The sequence below is a fragment of the Pedobacter borealis DSM 19626 genome (genome assembly GCF_000708285.2).
In the GTDB taxonomy this organism is placed as follows: Bacteria; Bacteroidota; Bacteroidia; order Sphingobacteriales; family Sphingobacteriaceae; genus Pedobacter; species Pedobacter borealis.
The window spans coordinates 1-22,757 of the sequence record NZ_JAUG01000062.1 but is presented as its reverse complement, the minus strand read 5'-3'; the positions used below and the strand labels follow the sequence as shown (position 1 = coordinate 22,757).

Here is a 22,757-nt window from a genome sequence, read left to right as displayed (position 1 = left end):
CACTACCGTTCATAGGGTGAGGTTGTTGTAACATTTCCATTTCCTGTTAAAATTAGCAAGTCCATTCCCTAAATTGCAGCCAAACCTAAAATTCATGAAGAAATATTTACTTTTCCTTTTGCTTTGCACAGGCGAATATGCTTTTGCGCAACAATTAGCGCCTTTAACCGTCGAAAAGATAATGCGCGATCCAAAGTGGATGGGCGTTGCACCAACCAATTTCCGTTGGACTGCAGATAGCAAAACCCTGTACTTCAACTGGAACCCTGAAAATAAAGCTAAAGAAGAGTTATTTAAAGTTTCGGCAGCAGCTACCAAACCCGTTAAAGCGGCAGAAAAGGAAGATGAAAAGCTTTTAAGTTTAAACTATACCTATAACACTGACCGCTCGCTTGGTTTAATCGAAAAAAGTGGCGATATCTATTTACAGAATTTCAAAGGCAATAAAGAAACGCGGCTAACCAGCACGCAAGAGCGAGAAAACAGCCCTGTTTTTTTAACCAATGGAAATATCGTTTATCAATTGGGCGATAATCTTTTCGAAGTGGATTTAAAATCTGCCGAAACCAAACAGCTCACTAATTTCGTTAAAGGTAAAAAAGCAGGCCGACCAGAAACCAAACCGCTTACCGAGCAGGATAAATGGTTAAAGGCACAGCAAACAGAATTGTTTGATATCATTAAAAAAAGAAATGCAGAAATCAGAAGTGGCGCCCGTGGTGGAAGAGGCCGTTCTGGCACAACATCTGCAGATTCAAAACCATTAAAAGAGCTTTACACCGAGGATAAATTTTTAAATAGTGTAACCATTAGTCCCGATGGGCATTTTATTACTTATAAGCTAACCACGCCAGCCCAGAATAACCACAGTACCATTGTGCCGAATTATATCACATCATCAGGCTATACCGAAGATATTCCTGGCAGAACAAAGGTTGGCGAAAATGAAAATATTTCGCAGGGCTTTATCTACGATACCCAAAAAGATTCTGTTTACGCCATTCAGACGGCAACCATACCAGGCATTAAAGATCTTCCCAATTACCTTAAAGATTATCCTAAAGAATTGGATACGCTAAAAAAGAAAAATGCAGACAGACCTGTAAATTTCTTCGGCCCGCTTTGGAACGATAACGGAAGTACCGCAATTGTAGTCGCTACTTCAACCGACAATAAAGACCGCTGGATCTTAAAACTGGATGCATCAACAGGGAAGTTTTCTTTAATAGACCGTCAACGGGATGAAGCCTGGATTGGTGGCCCAGGCATTAGTGGCTTTTACCAAGGTAGCACCGGATGGATAGACAATAACCGCTTTTACTACCAGAGCGAAGCTACCGGATTCTCACACCTTTATGTAGCGAATGTTGCCACAGGCGATAAAAAACAACTAACATCTGGCAAATGGGAAGTGCAATCTGTTCAGCTCTCGAAGGATAGAAGTACATTTTATCTTAAAACAAATAAGGAGCACCCAGGGATTACAAACTTCTTTAAAATCAGTGTAAACGGTGGTGAGCTTGTTCAGATTACGACCATGAAAGGCTTAAATGATATCACCCTCTCTCCCGATGAGAAGTACATCGCCATTAATTATTCCTTTATGGATAAGCCTGGAGAGTTGTATCTTCAGCCAAATAAGGTTGGTGCCAAAGCCGAAAAAATTACCCAATCTACCTCTGCCGAATTTAATTCTTACAAGTGGCGTCAACCAGATATGGTAAGCTTCAAAAACCGTTATGGTGCAGATGTTTATGCGAGGGTGTATAAATCTGATAATCCTCATCCTAACCACCCTGCGGTAGTTTTTGTTCATGGAGCAGGCTATCTTCAAAATGTGCATTTCGGCTGGAGCACCTACTTCCGCGAGTTTATGTTCAATAATTTACTGGCCGATAATGGTTACACGGTAATCGATATCGATTATACCGGAAGCTCCGGTTATGGCCGCGATCACCGTACAGGCATTTACCGCCATATGGGTGGAAAAGATTTAACCGACCAGGTTGATGGCGTTAAGTTTTTGGTAGAGAAATATGGTGTTAATCCTCAGCACGTTGGTTTATATGGCGGCTCGTACGGCGGCTTTATTACTTTGATGGCAATGTTCAATGAAGCGGATGTTTTTGCCAGTGGTGCAGCATTACGTTCAGTTACCGATTGGGCGCACTATAATCATGGCTATACCTCGAACATTTTAAATGAACCGTTTAACGATCCTATTGCTTACAAAAGAAGCTCGCCGATCTATTTCGCCGATAAATTAAAGGGCAACCTTTTAATGGCACATGGAATGGTTGATGTAAATGTTCACTTTCAGGATATTGTTCGTATTAGTCAACGTTTTATAGAGTTGGGCAAAAACAATTGGGAACTGGCCGTTTACCCTGTTGAAGACCACGGTTTTATCGAGCCTAGCAGCTGGACTGACGAGTATAAAAGGATATTTAAACTGTATGAAAATACGTTGAAGAAGTAACCTCCCACTTAGCCAGTTTGTCATCTCGACTGGAGCGCAGTCCCGAACCTTCGGGAGAGAGATCTATCTAGTTAGATTTCTCGACTGCGTTGCACTTCGCTCGAAATGACGACAACGAATGAAAATAGAACCCCATTATATTTCACGCCAACAATATAGTTTTCATCTATATCGTTATCAATAAATACAATTAACAATTAGTAAAACAGGGTTGATTGACATCTGTTTTAGCCCTACCTTTGCGGCATAAAATTAAAGACAAAAAAATTATGGCAATAGTAGGCAAAAAATTCCCAAGTGTTAGTATTGATGCAATGTCAGACATGGGTGATGACTTGAAAATCAATGTATTTGAAGAGGCTGTAAATAAAAATAGCAAAGTGTTATTATTCTGGTATCCAAAAGATTTTACTTTCGTTTGCCCTACAGAATTACACGCTTTCCAAGCTGCTTTACCTGAGTTTGAAAAAAGAAATACAATTGTAATCGGCGCATCTTGCGATACTAACGAAGTTCACTTCGCATGGTTAAATACACCAAAAGATAACGGCGGTATTGAAGGTGTTACTTATCCAATCTTAGCTGATACACACAGACAGTTATCTGGCATCCTTGATATTTTAGATCAGGAAGTTAACTATGACGAAGAAGGAAACGAATCTTTCTCAGGATCAAATGTTTCTTTCAGAGCTACTTATTTAATCGACGAAACTGGTAAAGTTTTCCACGAAAGTGTTAACGATATGCCATTAGGCAGAAACGTTAAAGAATATTTACGTTTAATCGATGCTTACGCTCACGTTCAAAAACATGGCGAAGTTTGTCCTGCAAACTGGGAAGAAGGAAAAGAAGCAATGAATGCGAACAGAACTGGCGTTGCTGAATATTTAGCCGCTAACTAATTAAACAAAACGTTATGTTTTTAGAATTAACAGAAGATAATCTTCAACAATATTTGGCCGATAACTCAAAGGTGATGGTTCAGTATGCTGCATCATGGTGCGGAAACTGCAGAATCATGAAGCCTAAGTTTAAAAAATTGGCCTCAGAAAATGAAGATGTAGCTTTCTTGATTGTTGATGCCGAAAAACTTCCAAACTCACGCAAATTTGCAAATGTTGATAATTTACCAACTTTCGCAGCTTTTGAAGGCGGTAGCTTGGTAGATCAGGTGCAAACCAACAAAGCAGAAGGTTTAATAGAACTATTTAACAAGATAAAGTAATGAAGATTCCGGTTATAAGACAATTATTTCAAAACACCACTCCAGCACAACTAGAGACAACTTTGGAGGTTTTAGAGGCTTTTTGCGAGTTTAGAGGGGTTAGTGAGCACGAGGTTGATGTTGCAGGCGAAATGATTACCAATATTTGCGGTGCGCTAGAAGTACACCAGATGGTAAGTGAAGGTGCTGCCGAAAAGGACGCATTAAATGCTTTTGGCCAAAAGGTAATGGGTTCGATTGACCGATAATCGTCTTAAAGCTTTAACCTGGCTTTTTCAGAATATAAAATCCCTCGTTGATGAAAATCAGCGGGGGATTTCTGTTTAAAGGCACTTTCGCAACGAGTATAAAGCCACCTCAGTTTGTCATTCTGAACGCAGTGAAGAATCTGCCTCATAGTAGCAGATACAGAAAGTTGTGGTTCATTATTGAGTCCAATAATTCTTAGGTTAGAGATTCTTCGTTCCTCAGAATGACAACAGGCAACAAAATTTGCCACAAAAAAGGTCTGTGAGGACACAGACCTTGGAAATATGTTATAAACCTGCAAGGTTTTTGAAACCTTACAGGTTTGGCTTTATTAAGCCAAATTCCTACCCGCATTTACGATACCGTTCATACGTTGGTCGGGATTTGCAATCCCGTCCTTTGAACTGTGGATTTAATCCACTCATAAAAATTACAAATTCTTTATTCTTAAATCGGGATTGCAAATCCCGACTAACAAAAATTCATTCTCGCAAAAAAAGGTCTGTGAGGACACAGGCCTTGGATTATTTTTTAAACCTCGCAGGTTTGGCAAACCTGCGAGGTTTATAATGAAACTTTAAGCTAAATTCCTACCCGCATTTACAATACCAAATACCGTTCTAACCGCGAGCTTTTCTAAAGCTTGCTGGTCTTTTTCGTTCTGATCATGCTGCAGTTTCTCTAAAGCGAAATGCTGAATCAACACCAATGGTAAGATAATTTTCTCGCGTGTAGCGATCGATTTTTTATCTACAGGATAATTAGCCATTAATGTTGGCTGTCCGGAGAGTTTTAAAAGCATCTCCTTCGCTAATTCGAATTCGTTATGTAGTTGAGTCCAAAATGCACCAAACTCCTTATCTGCTGCCAAATGCGCTGTAATGGTAAAGTCTGATTTGCTCATGCTCATCATACAGTTATCTACAATCGTTTTCAAATAATCAGAATCCTGATAAACTTTAAGCACTTTATCCCAATTTCCAGCTTTTTCCTGATTTTTCAGGGCTGTTCCCATACCGTAAAAACCAGGAACATTCTGCTTCAGCATACTCCATGCCGTTACAAAACTGATGGCCCTTAAATCTTCGAGTTTCATTTCACCACCACCGTTTCTTTTTACCGGGCGACTGCTAATATTAGCTTGCGACAATAATTTTAAAGGAGACAATTTCTCTAAGTAACTCACAAATAACGGGTGCTCACGCAAATCGACAAAAGCCTTATAACTTTCTTCGGCCATTTCGTCAAGCAAGGTTTTATTCTCAGGATCTAACAGAATATTGTGTTTTTCTTTTAATCCAGAGGTCAATCCGGCGTTGATTAATTGCTCAATGTTAAACTCAGCACTTTCTACCGAACCATATTGAGAACTGATGGTTTGCCCCTGAACGGTTAACTGCATGTTTTTATTTGCAATTTCCTTACCCATTGAAGCGTAAAAACGATGTGTTTTACCTCCGCCACGTGCAGGCGGACCACCACGGCCATCAAAAAACGCCAGCTGAATGTTGTGTTTTGCAGAAACCGCAGATAATGATGTTTTTCCGTTAAAAATAGACCAGTTGGCCATTAAATAACCACCATCTTTGGTGCTGTCAGAATAACCTAGCATAATATCCTGTTTATTTCCACGGCTGGCTAAATGTGCCTTATAGAATGGATTACTATAAAGCGTATCCATAATTGCAGCTGCCCCCTTTAAATCGTTAACGGTTTCAAAAAGCGGCACAAAATCAATAGTCAACGATTCTTTACTCCAGCCATTCCAAAGGAAAAGCTCAATCAATTGCAAAATATCGCTCGCTTGCTGGCAATTACTGATAATAAAACGGTGACAGGCTTTTTCGCCATTACGTCTTTGAATGCCTTTAATTGCTTTGATTACTTCAATGGTATCTTTTGTCAAGGCATCAGGCTCACTGGCGTAAACAACGGTTGCTTCTTTAAAAGAAATTAAAGCTAATTTCTCTGCTTCGGATAATTTATCATAATCCGCAGGATACAGCGAAGAAATCGGCTTATTTGCACGGCAATAGGCATGTACGTTCCTCAGCACACGACTGTCCTGACGAATATCTAGCGATGCAAAGTAGTTACCATATAAGTCTATCTTACGGATCAGATCGTTAACCAGGTCAACAAACAAACCTTCGTGTTCGGCTAACAATGTTTCTTTAATTTTATTCAGGTTATCCCTTAGTTCATCAGAAATATCATGAAGCTCACAGGTCTGGTCAAAAGCATTTAGATACAATACGTCATGCAGTTTTGCGATATTTTCTTCAACACCTCTGAAGGTAATGCGGCGTTTAATCACCCTGAAATCGCGGTAATAACAACGGAAAAGGATCTGGCGCAACATTTTAGAAACTTCCAAAGTGGTATCAGCATGAATGTTCGGATTTCCGTCTCTATCTCCCCCAGGCCAGAAACCCAGCTCTAAAATTTTCTTGGTCTCTAGGTTGTATTCATCAAGGTTCTGGTCTATCTCTTCCTGAATATTCGCCGCAGCAAAATAAAATGTATTCTCTAAAAACCAGGCAAGGTTTAAGGCTTCATCAACCGGCGTTGGTGATTTTTTATTAAAAAAAGGTGTTTTACCCAATTGCTGTAGCAACGAGTTCATCGAAGTAATGTCGTTATCCCTAATGGCCTTAGTTAAATCGGTAATAATGGCCAATACACTTCCAGGATAAAACTGGGTTGGGTGTGCAGTTAAAACCAAACGGAGCGAAAGTTCATCAATCAACTTCTCAATTTTTGATAACATTGGTTTGTTATCAGCATTCTTTTTTAAGATGAATGCCAATGTACTCTGTTCGTCAGTTGTATTTAATTTCGTAAAAGAAGCATCTTCAACGGCATCAAAAAGCACCACCTGGCGCTCGATATACTGAATAAAACGAAAAAGAAGGTCAACAATATCTTTGCGCTCGGTATAACTGGTATACTTGGCAAAAAATTCTTCGATAATCTGTGCAGGTTTTTCTCCGTTTGCAATCCCCTCTTCACAGCTCTTAAAAAACAAAGGAAGTAGCGTTCCTGTGTCTTTAATTTTGTAAAAAGGCAAGGTGAGAAATAAACTGTTAAATAGTTCGAATTTTGAGATTACCTCATTATTAAAAATAGATTCTCGTTGCGTAGTTAAACGAAGTTTAGGCATAGCTTATGCAATAGTTTTGTATACCGTAATACTACAAAAAATGCGTAAGGTATTAAAATTCTAAGGCTTACAATTTGGAAAATTGTAGAATAAATTTTAATTTTAAAATCTTATTTGGCCACAATGTGGTTAAGTAAGAACATTTGCAATGTTTAAGGGCATTGCATTGATTGTTAATTTTTTGGGTTAAAACAGCCGATGTAATAAAATACACTGGCTGTTTTTGTTTTTTGCCATTTTATATGGCATTTCTTTGCAAATTTTAGTGCACATCGGCAGGAATGTTTGCATTTTTCTTAAACTTTTGAAGATAAAGTAGTGGGATGGAGAACAACATGATTAATCCAGCAACCCAATATGCATCGTCATAGGTAAGTAACATGGTTTGCCTGGTTACAATTCCTTCCATCGCTTTTGCTGCCATAATTTTGGCATCAAACAAGGTTTGTCCTTTTGCCATAAAGCCTTTAATCAAACCGTTAAAACGGTCAACAAATGGCTGGTTATAATCGTTCACATTTGACAATAAAACGCTTCTGTGGAAACCTGAACGGATGTGGATTAAAGTGGTTAAGGCAGCGATACCAAATGAACCGCCCAATTGGCGCATCATATTGTTCAAACCTGATCCTTGTCCAATTTCTGGTCCTTTTAAATCCTGGATGGCCAGTGTTGTTAAAGGCACAAATAATAAGGCCATACCCACGCCTCTGATGACCAGCGGCCAGAAGAAGTCACCTGTTCCTGATTGTAACGTCGAATTACTCAACATCCAACAGAAAATGAAGAATGCCAGCATCCCAAAGGTGGCCATAATTTGTGCCGGAACACCTTTTTTAAGCATTATACCAATAAACGGCATCATTACAATGGTACATAATCCACCTGGGAACAAGATTTCTCCGGTTTGCAAAGGTGAAAATCCTAACAAATTCTGACAGAATACCGGAAATACAAACACTGACCCGTATAACCCGAAACCTAAAATAAATGAGGTAAACATACCCACAGAGAAACTTCTGTGCCTCATAATTTTAAAGTTCACAATTGGGTGGTCGGTGGTCATTTCTCGCCATATAAATAACAGTAAGCCAAATACCGAGCCCACAGCCAATGCGGTAATGTATGGTGTAGCAAACCAATCTTCGCTCTCCCCTTTTTCTAATAACGTTTGTAAACTACCTACTGCAATAGCCAATAATGCGATACCCCACCAATCAACAGGTTGCCCCTGCCCTGATTTCGGGGTTGCCCGAACAAAGGTGTACGTACAGTAGGCCGCGAGAATTCCGACGGGAATATTCACATAAAAGATCCATGGCCAAGAACTGATTTCCAGAATATATCCACCAATAGTTGGCCCAACGGTTGGCCCAACTACAGCACCTAAACCAAATAAGGCGGTTGCAATACCCACATCTTCACGTGGCCAGGTTTCTATTAAAATAGCTTGCGCTGTTGATATTAAACCACCGCCGGCCAAACCCTGAATAATCCTAAATAAAATAAGCTCATTCAATGAAGTGGCGTTTCCGCATAAAAAGGAAACGAGTGTAAAAACGATGATGGAGGTAAGAAAGTAATTTTTCCTGCCGAATCGGTTACCCAACCAGCCCGACATTGGCAACACGATAACATTCGCTACCGCGTAACCGGTAGAAAGCCAGGCCACATCCTCTAGGGTAGCGCCCAGGTTTCCCTGTATTTGTGGAATTGCCACGTTTACGATAGTCGTATCAATCAGCTCCAATAAAGAAGCTGTGATTACCGTAAACGTAATAATCCACTTTTTTAAACCTACTTCGGCCATTTTAAATATTATTTAGTAGATACTGATGCTTTAACGCTCATTCCTGGGCGCAACTTAGTCAACAGTTCTTTTGATGGATGGATTTTGATTTTTACCGGAACACGCTGAACTACTTTAACGAAGTTACCAGTAGCATTATCAGGAGGCAATAAAGATCCTTTTGCACCAGTAATTGGAGAGAAATTATACACTTCACCTTCAATTTTTTCGTTTGGATAAGCATCAACTTCGATCTCTACTTTAGAACCTTCTTTAATTTTCTCTAACTGCGTTTCTTTAAAGTTTGCCGTTACATAAATGCTTCCGTCATTCACGATAGAGAATAAAGATTGACCAGCCTGAACCAATTGTCCTTTTTGAACATTCTTTTTAGAAACAATACCAGTGGCAGGGGCTTTGATATCAGTATATGATAATTGAAGTTGAGCAAAATCGATATCACTTTGACGTTGGCTGATTACATTGCTGCTCACTGCCAACTGTGATTGTGTAGTACCAACTTGTTTAACCGCTGCATTATATTGATCTTGCGCTGCACGATATGCTGCCAGGTCAGATTGTCTTGCTGCTTCTGCAGATTCCTTACTCGCCTTAGCCTGATCGAAAGCTTGTTGTGTGATCGAACCATCTTTTACCAGGTTTTCGTAACGATTATAATCTTTCTGCGCTAAATTTACTTTAACATTTGCAGCTTCAACATTTGATTTTGCTGCATCAACGTTCGCTTTTGCGGTACCAGTATTGGCCTGGGTAGCCACAATTTGCGATTGCGCCACACCAACTCCTGCGCTCGCACCTTTCTGACCTGATTGTGCCTGCTCTAATTTAACTTTATAATCGTTGTCATCAAGTTTCACTAAAATTTGTCCTTCAGTTACGTGTGTATTTTCTTCAAAATTGATATCCTTTACATAACCACCCACACGGGCAACAACAGGACTGATATCGCCATCAATCTGAGCATCATCCGTATCTACGTGTTTGCTATAATAATTCCATTCCGTAACCCCGAAGATTATACCTATTACTAGTAAAACACCTAAAATGATGGGTACTACTATGTTCTTTTTTTTCTTTTCAGTTGTCATTGCTGTATTTATTGCGTTATTTTTCCTGTTGATTTTAATAGGGTATAGTAAGCCAAACCTGCGTCTGCCTTGGCTATCTCTAAGTTTATTTTTGCCTGGTACAATAAGGTTTCAGCATCGATGCGGTCGGTAACCGAAGCCACGTTATTTTTATATTTAGATGCCAGTAACTTATCATTTTCTGTTGCCTGGGCAATTGAAGTTTCCAATACCTGGATTTTGTTCATCGCCACCTGGTAACCCTGGAAGTTTTTGTTGATATCTGTTTTTACCTGATCAGACAAAATGTCTTTCTGAATGGTAATTGCACTTTGTTGAATTTTCGCTTCGCTTACCTTGTTTTTGTTTGTCCAAAGGTTGCCGAAATTCCAGGAAACCGTAGCGCCCAACGTAATTGGCATTAAGTATTGGTTGGTTGGCGGGATAAAATTGCCACTTGGGTTAATGTAATATAAATTAGCCCCAACACCAACGGTAGGCAGCGTATTTGCTTTGATCGTTTTAATGTTAAAATCGGCAACTTTGTTTTGTACATCAAGCTGTTTTAACTCCTGGCGGTTAGCCATTGCCTGACCAATGTATTCATTTAACGAGCTTGGGGCCTTTAAGCCCGCTGTTGGATCAACAATTTTCACTTCGGTATCTTCTGGTAAACCTAGTAAGATATCCAGATTATAATTAATCACTTTACGGTTGCTCTCGATATCCATTTGTGTTAGCGTAACATTTGCCTGTTGCAATTGGAAACGCAACACGTCGTTTTTGGTTACAATGCCTTGTTCGAAGAAACGTTGTGCCTGTTTAATTTGTGCTGCAATTGACTCTAGATTCTGATCAACCACTTTTCTGCTCTGCAATACTTTGTATAAAGCGTAATAGGTATTAATAACAGCATACGTAATTTCTTCTTTGCTTTTATCGGCATCTAAACGTGCCACATCGGCCAGTAATTTGGTCGATTCTTTAGCGTACCTTAATTTACCACCACCATATACCAATTCTTGTACAGCTGCCGTTCCTACAAAAGCATCGGCTCTTTTAGGCAAGTGGAAAGACGATTCGCTACCGGGTAATGTAAAAGTAGTAGTTGGTATTTCAGCGTGATTGTACATAAAACTTGCGTTTGCCGTAGGCAAAACATTGTCTTTTACCACCTCCAGCTGAGCTACAGCCTGATCGATCTTGTTTTGGGAAAGTTTTAAATTTTTACTATTGGCTATGCCGAGTTCTATTGCCTGGTTGATATTTAATTCCTTTGTACTCTGTGCAAATAAAGCAGCGGGAATTAATGATGCCACAAGCATTAATCTAATTGATTTTGGGATCATTTTTTTGTTGTTAAATAAACTGTTGTTAGATCTTGTAAATGAGCGATTGCCCGCTCTTTAATCATTTTTTTGTCTTTCGGATTGTTCAGATCGAAGTTTGAACAAGGCATTACTTTATTTGGAGCGATAACGATATTGGTAATAGTGCCCATAATAGTCGCAATTACCATCCTCACATCAACTTTGTTAAAACTACCGTCTTCAATGCCTCCGGTAATGATGCGATCGATAAGCTGCATATTATGACTCATGGCATCCTTAATCTTATCATACATCTCTGGCCTTTGGGTTAAAGACAGCTCCCGGTGCATCATTTTATGGAATGCCGTGTTATTCAGTATCCTATTTACATAACCTTCTATCACCCTGTGCAATTTTTCTAATGCCGAAATCTTATCCTCATTAATGATTTTTAATTGAGACGCAAAGCTTGCAATACGCTCGTTCATGATCTCTACAAAAACACCTTCTTTAGAACCGAAATAATAATTTATCATTGCCATGTTCGCTCCAGACTCTTTTGCAATCTGGCGGGTAGAAGTACCCTCATACCCGGTCTCGCAAAACAGCTTTTCAGCTGCCTCGAGAATGGCCTGTCTTTTATCTACTTTTTCTGTTTTCATTTCTTTTTTGACGACACAAAATTAATCAAACGATTGATTAATTTCCAAATGTTTACCCACTTCTTTTACATTATCTTGATAAAACCCTATTTTTAAATGAAATAATCATCCATCACAATGAAAAATAAGTTCTTTTTAGCCTTAACTTTCTCATTTGCCCTATGGTTCTTATGTTCATTTATTGGTAGCCAGAGAAAAATTCAACAGAGTTGGATCAGAATCAATTTGCTTGGTTACCCCACAGAAAGCGTTAAAGTTGCGGTATGGGCGAGCAAAACAGGCGAGATTCCTACCCAATTCGAAATTGTAGAAAAGGAAACCAATAAAATTGTTTATACCTCAACCAATATTAAAAGTTTTGGCAGTTATGGTCCTTTTAGCCAAACTGCCCGATTGAATTTCAGTGATTTTAAAAGTGCTGGGAGTTTCTACCTCAGGGCAAATGGTATTGTTTCTCCCCTGTTGTTGATCAATAACGATGTGTACAAAGGTGCAGCAGATTTCTGTTTACAATATATGCGCCAGCAAAGGAGCGGTTTTAATCCGTACTTAAAGGATAGCTGCCATACCCACGATGGCTTTGTTTTATATGGCGCCAAAGCTGGCATTAAAGACAGTACACATTTTGATGCTTCTGGCGGTTGGCACGACGCCAGCGATTACCTCCAATATTCAACTACTTCGGCAAATGCGGCCTATCACCTATTAATGGCTTATCGCGACTTCCCTCAAGTATTTAGCGACCGGCAGCAAGCAAATGGCTTGGATGGAAAAAACGGCCTTGCTGATGTTCTGGACGAAGCTAAATGGGGATTGGATTGGCTGTTGAAAATGCATCCGCAAAAAAACATCATGTTCAACCAACTGGCCGATGACCGTGATCACATCAGTATGCGGATTCCAAAAGAAGACAATCAATATGGAAAAGGCTTTGAGCGCCCGCTCTATTTTATTACCGGCGAAACACAGCAGCGGGGCAAATTTATGAACAACACCACCGGTACCAGCTCTACTGCAGCTAAATTTACGAGTGCTTTTAATTTAGGATCGGTTTTATTTAAAGATGTAGATCGTAATTACGCCAAATTACTTGTTAAAAGGGCCAAAACAGCCTATAAATTTGCATTACAAAAACCTGGGGTAACGCAAACAGCCTCTGTAAAATCGCCATACATTTATGCTGAAGATAATTGGGTTGATGACATGGAGCTGGCCGAAACATCATTCAACTTCGGAAGAGAAAAGATCGATCAAAAGAAAATAAAACGAGCCTTAAACTATGCCCGGCAAGAAAGCATCACACCCTGGCTACAAAAAGATACCGCAGCGCATTATCAATATTATCCTTTCATCAACCTTGGCCATTACGAAATTGCCAGGCAAGATTCGAAAGACAACACAGCCATCAACTATTATCAACAAGGCATATCGCAAGTTTGGAGCCGTGCAAAAAACAATGCCTTTTATCGTGGTGTTCCTTTTATTTGGTGCAGCAATAACTTGACCGTTGCCTTCGCCATGCAGTGCAATTGGTACTCGGCATTAAGTGGCGATAAAACCTATGCCGAGCTGGATCAGGCCAATTTCGATTGGCTTTTTGGCTGTAACCCCTGGGGAACGAGCATGGTTTACGGCCTGCCTCAATGGGGAGATACACCAAGCGATCCGCACTCGGCCTTTACCCATTTAAAAAATTATCCTATAAACGGCGGATTGGTTGATGGACCTGTTTACACCAATATTTATAAAGGTTTAATCGGGATCAAACTCAATGATGCTGATGAATATGCTGACTTTCAGAGCGGTCTGGCCGTTTACCACGATGATTATGGCGATTATAGCACCAACGAGCCCACGATGGACGGGACAGCATCTCTTATTTATTTACTAGCGGCCAAGGAAGCTCAGGCTAAACCCCTACCCGCCCATAAAACTTATAGCTTGGGTGCGAACATTCGAGGCGATTCTACCCAAAAGAAAATCTACCTGGTTTTTACAGGTGACGAATATGCTGATGGCGGCGAAAAAATAAGCAAGGTGCTGGCACAGGAGAAAGTTAAAGCATCCTTTTTTCTTACCGGAAATTTTTATCGGAACCCTAATTTCCAATCATTGATTAAAAAACTAAAAAACGATGGGCATTACCTGGGTCCACATTCTGATAGACATTTATTGTACTGCGATTGGAATAAACGCGATAGTCTCTTGGTTACAAAAACAGATTTCGAAACCGATTTAAGCAACAATTATCAGGCAATGGCCAGTTTTGGGATTAACAAAGAAGCGGCGGGCTATTTTTTGCCTCCTTACGAATGGTACAACCAAACCATAGCCAACTGGACCAAAGCACAGGGTTTACAATTGATTAATTTCACTCCAGGCACACGGTCTAATGCCGATTATACCTACCCTGAAATGGGAAATAGTTATCGATCGAGCGATGAAATATATCGATCGATTACAGCTTTTAACGAAACAAAACCCAATGGTTTAAATGGTTTTATCTTGCTGTTGCACATCGGTACCGATGCCAGAAGAACTGATAAATTTTATAACAAGTTGGCAAAATTGATTACTTATCTGAAAAAGGCTGATTATAAATTGACTAGAATTGATAATTAATTAGAATATTGGGCACAATGACAAATTAAAATTTAAAATAAATATTAACTTTGCCTGCAAATAACAAAAAACATGAGTGTACAAGAGAACAGCAGCAATAATTTCAACTGGTTATATTATGCTTTAGGTTTATTCTTCGGAGTTTTAACTGGAGCAATCATTACACAAAACTACATTTTCGCTTTGTTAGGTGGTGTTTTAGGTTTGTTAACGGCAGGCTTATTTTTAAACGCTATCGTAAAAGGAAGAAAATACTAGTTTTTTAGTCCTTTTATACAATTAGATCCGTTTAAGGATTAAAAATTTATTCCACAGCACATGAGACCGTTATGATTTTACCAATAGCTGTAAAATCATGATTGCTCATCGCTACTGAAAACAAAAACCTACAAATGAAAAATATCTTCATTGTTGTTTTCGCTCTTCTTTGTTTTAGCGCAAAGGCTCAACAAGCCCCTACCGCTGAAGTAAAATTTCCTGTTGCAGACCCAAGTCCTGCAGATATTGTTTATTTTCCGCTTAATGCCCCAAAGGCAAAGGCCGGAGACCCAACAAAACCGGTTATAAAGATTGTTTATTCGCGCCCTCAGAAAAAAGGACGTGATATTTTTGGCGTTTTAGAACAGTACGGAAATGTTTGGCGTTTTGGTGCCAACGAAAGTACAGAGATTCGTTTCTTCAAAAAAGTAAGCATTGGCGGCAAAAAAATCAAAGCAGGTACCTATAGCTTATTCGCTATTCCAAACAAAGATACCTGGACGATTATTGTAAATAGCGAAACCGATAAATGGGGTGCTTTTACTTACAATCAGGCTAAGGATATTGTTCGTGTAAATGTTCCGGTTAAGTCCCTGGCTAAACCGATCGAATATTTCTCTCTAACCTTTACAGAGATTAATGGAGGGACTAATCTGGTTATTGGCTGGGACAGAACGCAGGTAGAATTACCGATTAACTTTTAAGTCGAAAAGAAAAATATAAAGTCCAGGCAAAAACCTGGACTTTTTTGTTTTAATCACTTTTTTTCTCCGCACCTGAGAATAACGATCTCAATTTGAAACGAGTTTTTTAGCTTCGCTTTCGCTGCTGATAAAGACTTTGTAAACCTGGGTGATTTTCCATTCGCCTTCTTTATCTTTCTCGATGATCACAAAGTTTTGTTGTGCGCCATCAAATAATTCGTAATTAATATCTACACGTGCAATTACCAAGGCATCGGTTTCAGATACGATTGAAGAGCTGATGTTGCAATCTCTTTGAATTACACCTTCATTTTTCTTCATTTGGCTTAACACATCACTCGCTTTATGCTTAATTACCCTTACATCTCTATTCGAAGTAAAAACAGCATCCTCGCTTAAAACCGCTTTTAACTTTTTATAGTCAGAATTCATATAGCTGTCCATATAATAATTGATAACCGATTTATGGCTTGCAGTTGGTTTTTCAGCTGCAAAAACATTATTTGTGATTGTAATACCTAGTAATAAAATCACCAAAGCTTTTAGTCTCATAACTATTTGTGTTTTTTTATTAAAGGTCGGCTGGAATAAAAGAAAATAATATGCCGATAACACCATAATGATGAGGTAACTAAAATGTGATAAAACGAAAAGGTTATGTTATCATTTGCTTAACTAAACGATAACACAACCTTTCTTCAGGATTTTAAATTATTATGGATTTTGCTGTCCGGCCAGGCCAGAATTAGCTTCCATTTCAGCCCTTGGTATTAAAAATTGCCATTTAACATCTCCTGCTGGTATGGTTAACGTACCCGCAACAGAAGCAGAAACATAGTTGGGAACAACTGTTCTATCAAGCGGTAGGTTTAAGCGTTTTAAATCTAACCACCTGTGACCTTCTCCCCAAAGTTCAATTCTTCTGTTAAAAAGAATTTCGTTAATTAGTGCCTGTCCAGTATTTACCGAAATTACCGCACTTGGATCTCTCTGTTTAACCAGGTTAAACAAAACTGTTCTGGCCGCAGCCTCACTTCCAGGGTTTTTTGCATAAGCCTCTGCCAAAATCAGGTACATTTCTGAGGTACGCATTAAAGGAACATCGCCTAAAGATGGTCCGCCTACTTCTTTAACTGAAAATTTACGGCTCATATAAGGCTGACGGGCAAAATTTGTGGCCGGCAATGGGAAATTAACGGTAGTTGGTACAGGTTCCCACATTTTTTTCCGAACATCAGTAGCTGATATCTGATCGTATAAGGCCGAATTAATCCGTTTTGGATTTCCTCGCATAAAGCTTGTATTTGCGTTGTAAGCGATCTGCGCGAAGTAGGAGCCAAATGTATCACCCTGGTCTAACGTTGGCATAGAAGACCATATAAACTCGCCTAATGCCGCATTATTAAAGCCTGCCTGATAATCAGTAACAGACAATAGCGGATATTGGTTGGCATCTACAATATCTTTAGCATATTTAATGGCATTAGGATAATCCTGCATCACCAAGGCAACCCTTGCTCTAATGCCTTTTGCTACCGTTGCACCAGCGTGACTCTTATTCGATGCTGCGGCATTGAGCGAAATAGCTGTTTCTAAGTCGCTAACAATTGCGGCATAAACACTTTCTACGGTTGCGCGTGGTTTATTGGTATCCGTTGAGGCCAATAAAAGTGGCACGCCAAGCTGATTGTTTGGTTTCGCAGCCCCATCGTAACGTTTACCAAAAAGCTGTACCAAACCAAAATAAGCGTAGCCTCTTAAAGTTAGCGCTTCAGCTTTTACTGTATTTTTATCAGCAGCTGCGCCCGAGGCCTGATCAATATTATCGATGATGTAATTCACATTTCCGATAATACGGTAATAAGTACGGTACATATACTCGAGCATGGTGCTATTATCGGTACGGTGGCTAATCCAGGAGCCTCCATCAGAAGTATACCAGTTAGACGAAGATATACCAATGTCTTCACCCATAAAGTCCATATAAAGCATTATTCCACCTACACCCGGCTTATTCTGTGCCGATGTTGATACCACTGTTGTTGTACGTTCGTACATATACCTGTAAACACCGTTTAAGGCATTTTTTGCATTTGCTGCCGAAGTAAATAAAGCCGAATTATCAACCTGATCTGTCGGTTTTGTATCGAGATAATCTTTTTTACAGGCCGTAATGCTTAATAGACTGAAACCTGCAAAAAGTAAATATTTTTTATATTTCATGACCGTATCTTTTAAAGTGAAACATTGATTCCGAAACTAATCATCCTAGAAGGCACGTAATTAGTTGTGTTTAAACCCGTAAACGATTCTGTCGGATCCATTCCTTTGCGTTTGGATATTAAGCCTAGGTTCTCACCTGCTGCAAACACCCTAACATTGCTTAAAGTGGCGCCTTTAATCCAGCTTTGTGGCAAAGTATAAGATAGATTTACGTTGCGGAAAGCAATGTAAGAGGCATCAACCAACCAACGGCTAGAGGTACCGTTAAACTGGCCAGAACGACCAATATCCAATCGTGGAATATCGGTAACCTGGCCAGGTGTCATCCATGAGTTTAACGCATCAATGTGCAGCGCCGAACCATAGGTAGTAGCCATTAGCCCCTGGTAGTTTTGATCGTAGAATTTACCTCCTATCTGGTAGGTGATCAAGAATGATAGCCCAAAGTTTTTATAATTAAAAGTATTGGTAACCGATCCGTATAAATCTGGAATAGCTGAGCCTGAATAATCAGAACGGGCATTGTTAATATCTGTAGTTAAAACACGGCCATTAACCGTACGAAGATTAGTTGTTACGCCAGCATTAGGCTCAAATAAAGCCGAACCATCTGTTGGATCTACTCCGGCCCATTGACGAAGGTAATAAGCATAAATATCGCGTCCAACTTCTAGTCTTTTTGTTCCACTGGTTACCGTTGGTGTTTCTGCCGGCATTTTGGTGATTTTGTTTTTTAACCAAGACCAATTGCTTAATAAGTTCCAGTTGAAGTTTTCAGATTTTAAAATATCGCCGCTTAATTGCAGATCGATTCCTGTGTTGTACATAGAACCAATATTGCGACGGATAGAAGTGATCGGATCAGATAATGGCTGAGGTACGGCAAACAATAAGTTTGATGAGCCACGTTTAAAATACTCAATCTCACCCCTTAGGCGATTTCTAAATAAACCAAAAGCTATGCCGGTATTAAAAGTATTTACTGATTCCCATTTTAACTCGGGTGTTGCAGCTGTGGCCAATAACAAGCCTGGTTCGCTACCATTGTTCCAGCCTAACTCGTAAAAAGCCTGATAGTTGTAATAAAGGCTATTGTGCTCAACCAGGTTTGCATCAACTAAATTATCGTTTCCTACCTCTCCATACGAAGCCTTCAAGCGTAAATCACTGATCCAATCCATGTTTTTCATGAAATCTTCTTTGTTAACCGCCCATGATGCTCCCGCCGAGAAAAATGTTCCCCATCTAGACTTTGATGATAAACGAGAAGTACCATCGCGACGGATAGAGGCATCTACAAAGTATTTCTCCAGATAATTGTAACCCACTTTACCGAAATAAGATTCTACACGATAAGTATCTTTATATCCACCTGCATCACTAGGGGTGACAAAATTCGGAAACTCTGTATTTCCATCCAAAATCTGGCTTTGTTTTGTTGCACTTAACCTGCGCCAATCGTAATCGTAGTTTTCATGTCCGGCCAAAGCATTTACACTATGGTTGCCAAATGTTTTGCTGTACGATAATACCTGATTGAATGTATAACTCTGCGTTGGTGTGCTCCGTTTGGTTGATGAACCACCAACGGTACTCCCGTCTCCTACAATCGGGTTTCGGTATTCACTGCTGTACGAATTAATGAAATCGATACTGAAGGTTGGTTTAAAAGTAAAATCTTTTAAAAACTTGATCTCAGCATATGCTCTACCATTTAAGGCAAGCCTGCGGCTGGTTACATCGTTTAGCAAAGTCTCGTAAATTACATTTCGGCCAGCTAAAGCACCTTGTGGTCTATTAACAGCGCCAGGGTTTCCTCCGTAATCATACCATTGCTCGCCTGTGGTAGTTAAAACCGGATTGCCATTGGCATCAAAAGCATGTATTGGATAAATAGGACCAATAGTTCTGGCAAAATTGAAAACATTCACAAAAGCAGTGGCTCTTCCGGTTGAGGCATCTTGTGCTAAATTTCCGTTCGATAAGCTTCCTGAAAGGTTTACACCTGTTTTTAACCAAGGTCTTAATTGGGTATTGACATTAACACGGGCATTAAACCGCTCGAAATCGGTTTTAATTAAATAACCATTATCTTTCAGGTAATTCATAGAGAAGTAATAGTCCGTTTTTTCACTTTTTGCGCTCGAGTTAACATTAAACTCGGTCCGTTTTCCAACGCGCGAAGCTTGCTTAAACCAATCAAAGTCATCGTAACGCAATTGTGCATTAGGGTTCAATTTGCCATCAACACCTACAATCTGGTTATTTGGCACGTTAAACGGATTATAGATCAATTGACCTTGAATGGTATTAGAAGCTTGTGTAGCTGCCGCCGACTCGCTTATACCAGTTCCTGTAGCGGGATAAACCAGGCTGTTTTTTAAAGCCTGCCACATTAAAGGATAGTAGTCTAATGCCCCAACCCGATCGTATTCTGGTATGCCTCGTTTAGAAAAGCCTTGACTGTAGGTTGCATTTAGTGTTGGTGTACCCGATTTACCCTTTTTTGTGGTAATGATAACCACTCCGTTTGCAGCTCTGGAACCGTAAAGTGCCGATGAGGATGCATCTTTCAGCAAAGAAATACTTTCTATGTCGTTGGCATTAATATCGCCAAGCTCGCCATCATAAACTGAACCATCTAATACAAAAAGAGGGCTATTCGATGCTGATATCGAACCGAATCCACGGATGCGGATTGCCGAACTACTTCCCGGCTGGCCGTTTCCGGAAGTTGTTACCACGCCAGGCGCAACACCCGACAGTACATTGGTAACATTCGTAATAATCCGATTATCTAATTGCTTGGCACTTAAAGTAGCCACAGAGCCTGTAATGGCCTCTTTCTTGCTTGTTCCATAGGCTACAACAATTACATCCTGCAGGTTTTTAGAAGATGAAACCATGCGAATATTTAACGTTTCGCCTATTATTCTTACTTCCTGCTCGGTGTAACCAACATAGCTTAGCACTAAACTTTGTGCATTTGCAGGTACCGAAATCGAAAAGGTTCCTTGCCCGGTGGTTTGGGTTAATTGTGCGGTCCCTTTTATTTTTATAGATACGCCTGGCAATGGTAAGCCATCATCCGAATCAACCACTTTTCCGGTAATTGTTCTATTTTGCGCTACGGCATTTAAATAAGACAAAACCGTCACCATTAAAATCAATAGTAATTTTTGTTTCATGTTTGGGAATAAATAGTTCGTAATTAATTAGTTCAATAGGTTCTTAGCAGATGTGCACGTAAACCAAATCAATAAGCAATTTAGGCGCTGTGAAGATCCAAAAATGTGCGAAAATCACCATTCTGGATAGAAGGAGGCTCTAAACGCAAAAAAGCAAACCCCAATCCTGGCAGTTTGCTTTTTTAATCATTATTAACCTAAACAGGAAAAAACTTCTACAAATTGTCCTGCAAGAGCTTCAAAAATAGTTTCATCCTAACATTCTAAATATGCAGAAATCACTATTTATAATTAGTTCAACCTACTCTTTCTATATCTTAGCGGGGTAATATTGAACGTGTGTTTAAATAACCTGATGAATGAGCTTGGGCATTCAAACCCTACTAAACCCACTATTTCGTTTAAGGAATAAGTGGTCGTTTGCAATAGTTTTTTAGCCCTGTTTAATCTTAACTGCACTAAAAACTGGTATGGGCTAATCTCATATGCTTCTTTAAATGTTCTTAGCAAATGGTTAACCGATAAACATGCCTGTTCGGCAATATTTTCTAATGTTATATTTTGATTGTAATTGCTGCTAATGTATTCTTTAGCAAGTGTTAATCTCTTTAAAACCTCTTCACGGGTTTTTGTTTTGATAAAGCTGAGTTTATCCAATTTCTGGGCTACCTCTTTATCATAAATTTTATAATAATTTAAAAGGCAGTGGTACAGGTATTCATTAATTAGCATTTCGTCTTTCAAACCTTTATCGAGCTGACTTTTTAAATGCAGCACATTAAAGCGCATATCGCCAGAAAACGGATAAAGTGACTCGATAAACGGAGGTGTTTCCCCAGCTTCTTTTCCTGCAAGCAAACTTTCGTTGCTTTTCGAAAAAGTATGATGAAAATCTTTAATAAAATTTTCGCCAAAAGAAACAGAAAATGTATTTACCGGGCTTATCGAATCTATTTTGCTGCTAAAATTTGTTCCGGCGTTTACTACCGCGAAAGTATCGGGATAAATGCTAAACTTACGCTTGTTAATTTCGCAATTTTCGGTTCCGTTAAAAACGAATTTAATGGTATAAGCATCGTTCTGTTGCTCATAAATGGCCTCACAGGTGCTTTCGCTTATAATTTTATTCCTATTGCTCAATTCCTTTACGTACCTCATCACATTAATCCTCATTGTAGTTACGTTGTTCCAATATGATAAAATGATTACCATAAGGATCAGAAAATTCGATACTCAAGCCCTCACTTAAGTAAGCTGGTCTGTTTTTAAAAATAACCCCTCTCGATTTTAGCCTGCAATAATCTTCTAAACAATCATCACTGGTTAATACAATTTTATTGGTCTGGTTTTGATGCTTTTGTTCTGACAGGAAAATATTGGTCTCGTGATCTGCCTTAACCATGATTCCTTTTTCCTTTTCAGAAATCATTGTTGATTCTGTAGGCATCCCTAAACAGTTGGCATAAAATGCATCTGCATCATTTAGTTGCTTTACTTGCACATAAAAGAATTTTGCAGATTGGTTCATTGCCTTGTTTAATTGTATGATGTAAAATTAAACGGAAATTGAACCCAAAGCATCACCCAAAAAGGGTGATTTTCGCATTATTTTTTAGCAAAATATAGTTATAACCTGAGTTCGATAATTATTAGCTGAAAATCATATCTTATACACGCCTAATCCAGCTTTATCGTCCTGCTGAATTTATTTCAGCATCTTTTTAGCGTGAAAGACCCTGAAATAAATTCAGGGTGACGACCGTCTTAACAGAAAACTTGATTAAAACGCCACAAAAT

At 39.3% G+C, this 22,757-nt stretch carries 17 protein-coding genes; 7 read left to right on the top strand and 10 right to left on the bottom strand.

Features of this window, described 5'->3' with window-relative positions:
* Window positions 1-94 precede the first annotated feature (94 nt).
* The 4 genes from AW17_RS15935 (at window position 95) to AW17_RS15920 (ending at window position 3,952) form a co-directional block, all read left to right on the top strand.
* A complete protein-coding gene (locus tag AW17_RS15935) occupies window positions 95-2,479 on the top strand; it encodes a S9 family peptidase (RefSeq protein WP_029278106.1) in 2,385 nt (794 codons plus the stop codon).
* A gap of 269 nt (window positions 2,480-2,748) precedes the next feature.
* Entirely contained in the window at window positions 2,749-3,381 is a 633-nt protein-coding gene (locus tag AW17_RS15930) for a peroxiredoxin (protein ID WP_025141704.1), read from the top strand.
* A gap of 14 nt (window positions 3,382-3,395) precedes the next feature.
* On the top strand, window positions 3,396-3,704 hold the full coding sequence (locus AW17_RS15925) for a thioredoxin family protein (protein WP_025141703.1): 309 nt from the start codon (window positions 3,396-3,398) through the stop codon (window positions 3,702-3,704).
* On the top strand, window positions 3,704-3,952 hold the full coding sequence (locus AW17_RS15920; RefSeq protein ID WP_010599336.1) for a DUF6952 family protein: 249 nt from the start codon (window positions 3,704-3,706) through the stop codon (window positions 3,950-3,952). The genes AW17_RS15925 and AW17_RS15920 overlap by 1 nt, the downstream gene beginning before the upstream one ends.
* Window positions 3,953-4,530: 578 nt before the next feature.
* Here AW17_RS15920 and AW17_RS15915 read toward each other — a convergent pair.
* From AW17_RS15915 to AW17_RS15895, 5 genes are all read right to left on the bottom strand, one after another.
* A complete protein-coding gene (locus AW17_RS15915; protein ID WP_029278103.1) occupies window positions 4,531-7,116 on the bottom strand; it encodes a phosphoenolpyruvate carboxylase in 2,586 nt (861 codons plus the stop codon).
* A gap of 262 nt (window positions 7,117-7,378) precedes the next feature.
* Window positions 7,379-8,926: a DHA2 family efflux MFS transporter permease subunit gene (locus AW17_RS15910; RefSeq protein ID WP_029278101.1), complete on the bottom strand. Its 1,548-nt coding sequence runs from the start codon at window positions 8,924-8,926 to the stop codon at window positions 7,379-7,381.
* Between the two features lie 8 nt (window positions 8,927-8,934).
* A complete protein-coding gene (locus tag AW17_RS15905; RefSeq protein ID WP_029278099.1) occupies window positions 8,935-10,014 on the bottom strand; it encodes an HlyD family secretion protein in 1,080 nt (359 codons plus the stop codon).
* 8 nt (window positions 10,015-10,022) lie between these two features.
* Complete coding sequence (locus tag AW17_RS15900) at window positions 10,023-11,342, bottom strand: TolC family protein (RefSeq protein ID WP_029278097.1); 1,320 nt, start codon at window positions 11,340-11,342, stop codon at window positions 10,023-10,025.
* Window positions 11,339-11,965, bottom strand: coding sequence for a TetR/AcrR family transcriptional regulator (locus AW17_RS15895; protein ID WP_029278096.1), 627 nt, complete (start codon window positions 11,963-11,965; stop codon window positions 11,339-11,341). Before AW17_RS15895 ends, AW17_RS15900 begins: the two co-directional genes overlap by 4 nt.
* 117 nt (window positions 11,966-12,082) lie before the next feature.
* Here AW17_RS15895 and AW17_RS15890 point away from each other — a divergent pair, with 117 nt between their 5' ends.
* From AW17_RS15890 to AW17_RS15880, 3 genes are all read left to right on the top strand, one after another.
* Complete coding sequence (locus AW17_RS15890; protein WP_029278095.1) at window positions 12,083-14,587, top strand: bifunctional glycoside hydrolase family 9 protein/polysaccharide deacetylase; 2,505 nt, start codon at window positions 12,083-12,085, stop codon at window positions 14,585-14,587.
* Window positions 14,588-14,659: 72 nt separating this feature from the next.
* The gene (locus AW17_RS15885) at window positions 14,660-14,845 is read left to right on the top strand and encodes a hypothetical protein (protein WP_025141696.1); all 186 of its coding nucleotides are present in this window, start codon (window positions 14,660-14,662) and stop codon (window positions 14,843-14,845) included.
* A gap of 134 nt (window positions 14,846-14,979) precedes the next feature.
* Window positions 14,980-15,549, top strand: coding sequence for a DUF2911 domain-containing protein (locus AW17_RS15880; RefSeq protein WP_029278094.1), 570 nt, complete (start codon window positions 14,980-14,982; stop codon window positions 15,547-15,549).
* A gap of 87 nt (window positions 15,550-15,636) precedes the next feature.
* On the opposite strand, the gene AW17_RS15875 is transcribed toward AW17_RS15880, so the two are convergent.
* From AW17_RS15875 to AW17_RS15855, 5 genes are all read right to left on the bottom strand, one after another.
* On the bottom strand, window positions 15,637-16,101 hold the full coding sequence (locus AW17_RS15875; RefSeq protein ID WP_146175517.1) for a nuclear transport factor 2 family protein: 465 nt from the start codon (window positions 16,099-16,101) through the stop codon (window positions 15,637-15,639).
* Between the two features lie 162 nt (window positions 16,102-16,263).
* Window positions 16,264-17,772, bottom strand: a complete 1,509-nt coding sequence (locus AW17_RS15870) for a RagB/SusD family nutrient uptake outer membrane protein (protein WP_029278090.1) — start codon at window positions 17,770-17,772, stop codon at window positions 16,264-16,266.
* 11 nt (window positions 17,773-17,783) lie between these two features.
* Complete coding sequence (locus AW17_RS15865; protein WP_029278088.1) at window positions 17,784-20,960, bottom strand: SusC/RagA family TonB-linked outer membrane protein; 3,177 nt, start codon at window positions 20,958-20,960, stop codon at window positions 17,784-17,786.
* 291 nt (window positions 20,961-21,251) lie between these two features.
* On the bottom strand, window positions 21,252-22,118 hold the full coding sequence (locus tag AW17_RS15860) for an AraC family transcriptional regulator (RefSeq protein ID WP_029278086.1): 867 nt from the start codon (window positions 22,116-22,118) through the stop codon (window positions 21,252-21,254).
* Window positions 22,119-22,122: 4 nt separating this feature from the next.
* Window positions 22,123-22,488 carry a VOC family protein gene (locus tag AW17_RS15855; protein WP_029278084.1) on the bottom strand — a complete coding sequence of 122 codons (366 nt, stop codon included), beginning with the start codon at window positions 22,486-22,488 and terminating at the stop codon, window positions 22,123-22,125.
* Window positions 22,489-22,757 lie beyond the last annotated feature (269 nt).

What these genes read in the sequence shown, in the direction of transcription:
- AW17_RS15860 (WP_029278086.1), bottom strand. Translation starts at nt 22,118, where the DNA reads ATGAGGTACGTAAAGGAATTGAGCAATAGGAATAAAATTATAAGCGAA.
- AW17_RS15880 (WP_029278094.1), top strand. Translation starts at nt 14,980, where the DNA reads ATGAAAAATATCTTCATTGTTGTTTTCGCTCTTCTTTGTTTTAGCGCA.
- AW17_RS15890 (WP_029278095.1), top strand. Translation starts at nt 12,083, where the DNA reads ATGAAAAATAAGTTCTTTTTAGCCTTAACTTTCTCATTTGCCCTATGG.
- AW17_RS15935 (WP_029278106.1), top strand. Translation starts at nt 95, where the DNA reads ATGAAGAAATATTTACTTTTCCTTTTGCTTTGCACAGGCGAATATGCT.
- AW17_RS15900 (WP_029278097.1), bottom strand. Translation starts at nt 11,342, where the DNA reads ATGATCCCAAAATCAATTAGATTAATGCTTGTGGCATCATTAATTCCC.
- AW17_RS15925 (WP_025141703.1), top strand. Translation starts at nt 3,396, where the DNA reads ATGTTTTTAGAATTAACAGAAGATAATCTTCAACAATATTTGGCCGAT.
- AW17_RS15910 (WP_029278101.1), bottom strand. Translation starts at nt 8,926, where the DNA reads ATGGCCGAAGTAGGTTTAAAAAAGTGGATTATTACGTTTACGGTAATC.
- AW17_RS15895 (WP_029278096.1), bottom strand. Translation starts at nt 11,965, where the DNA reads ATGAAAACAGAAAAAGTAGATAAAAGACAGGCCATTCTCGAGGCAGCT.
- AW17_RS15855 (WP_029278084.1), bottom strand. Translation starts at nt 22,488, where the DNA reads ATGAACCAATCTGCAAAATTCTTTTATGTGCAAGTAAAGCAACTAAAT.
- AW17_RS15915 (WP_029278103.1), bottom strand. Translation starts at nt 7,116, where the DNA reads ATGCCTAAACTTCGTTTAACTACGCAACGAGAATCTATTTTTAATAAT.
- AW17_RS15885 (WP_025141696.1), top strand. Translation starts at nt 14,660, where the DNA reads ATGAGTGTACAAGAGAACAGCAGCAATAATTTCAACTGGTTATATTAT.
- AW17_RS15875 (WP_146175517.1), bottom strand. Translation starts at nt 16,101, where the DNA reads ATGAGACTAAAAGCTTTGGTGATTTTATTACTAGGTATTACAATCACA.
- AW17_RS15870 (WP_029278090.1), bottom strand. Translation starts at nt 17,772, where the DNA reads ATGAAATATAAAAAATATTTACTTTTTGCAGGTTTCAGTCTATTAAGC.
- AW17_RS15905 (WP_029278099.1), bottom strand. Translation starts at nt 10,014, where the DNA reads ATGACAACTGAAAAGAAAAAAAAGAACATAGTAGTACCCATCATTTTA.
- AW17_RS15930 (WP_025141704.1), top strand. Translation starts at nt 2,749, where the DNA reads ATGGCAATAGTAGGCAAAAAATTCCCAAGTGTTAGTATTGATGCAATG.
- AW17_RS15865 (WP_029278088.1), bottom strand. Translation starts at nt 20,960, where the DNA reads ATGAAACAAAAATTACTATTGATTTTAATGGTGACGGTTTTGTCTTAT.
- AW17_RS15920 (WP_010599336.1), top strand. Translation starts at nt 3,704, where the DNA reads ATGAAGATTCCGGTTATAAGACAATTATTTCAAAACACCACTCCAGCA.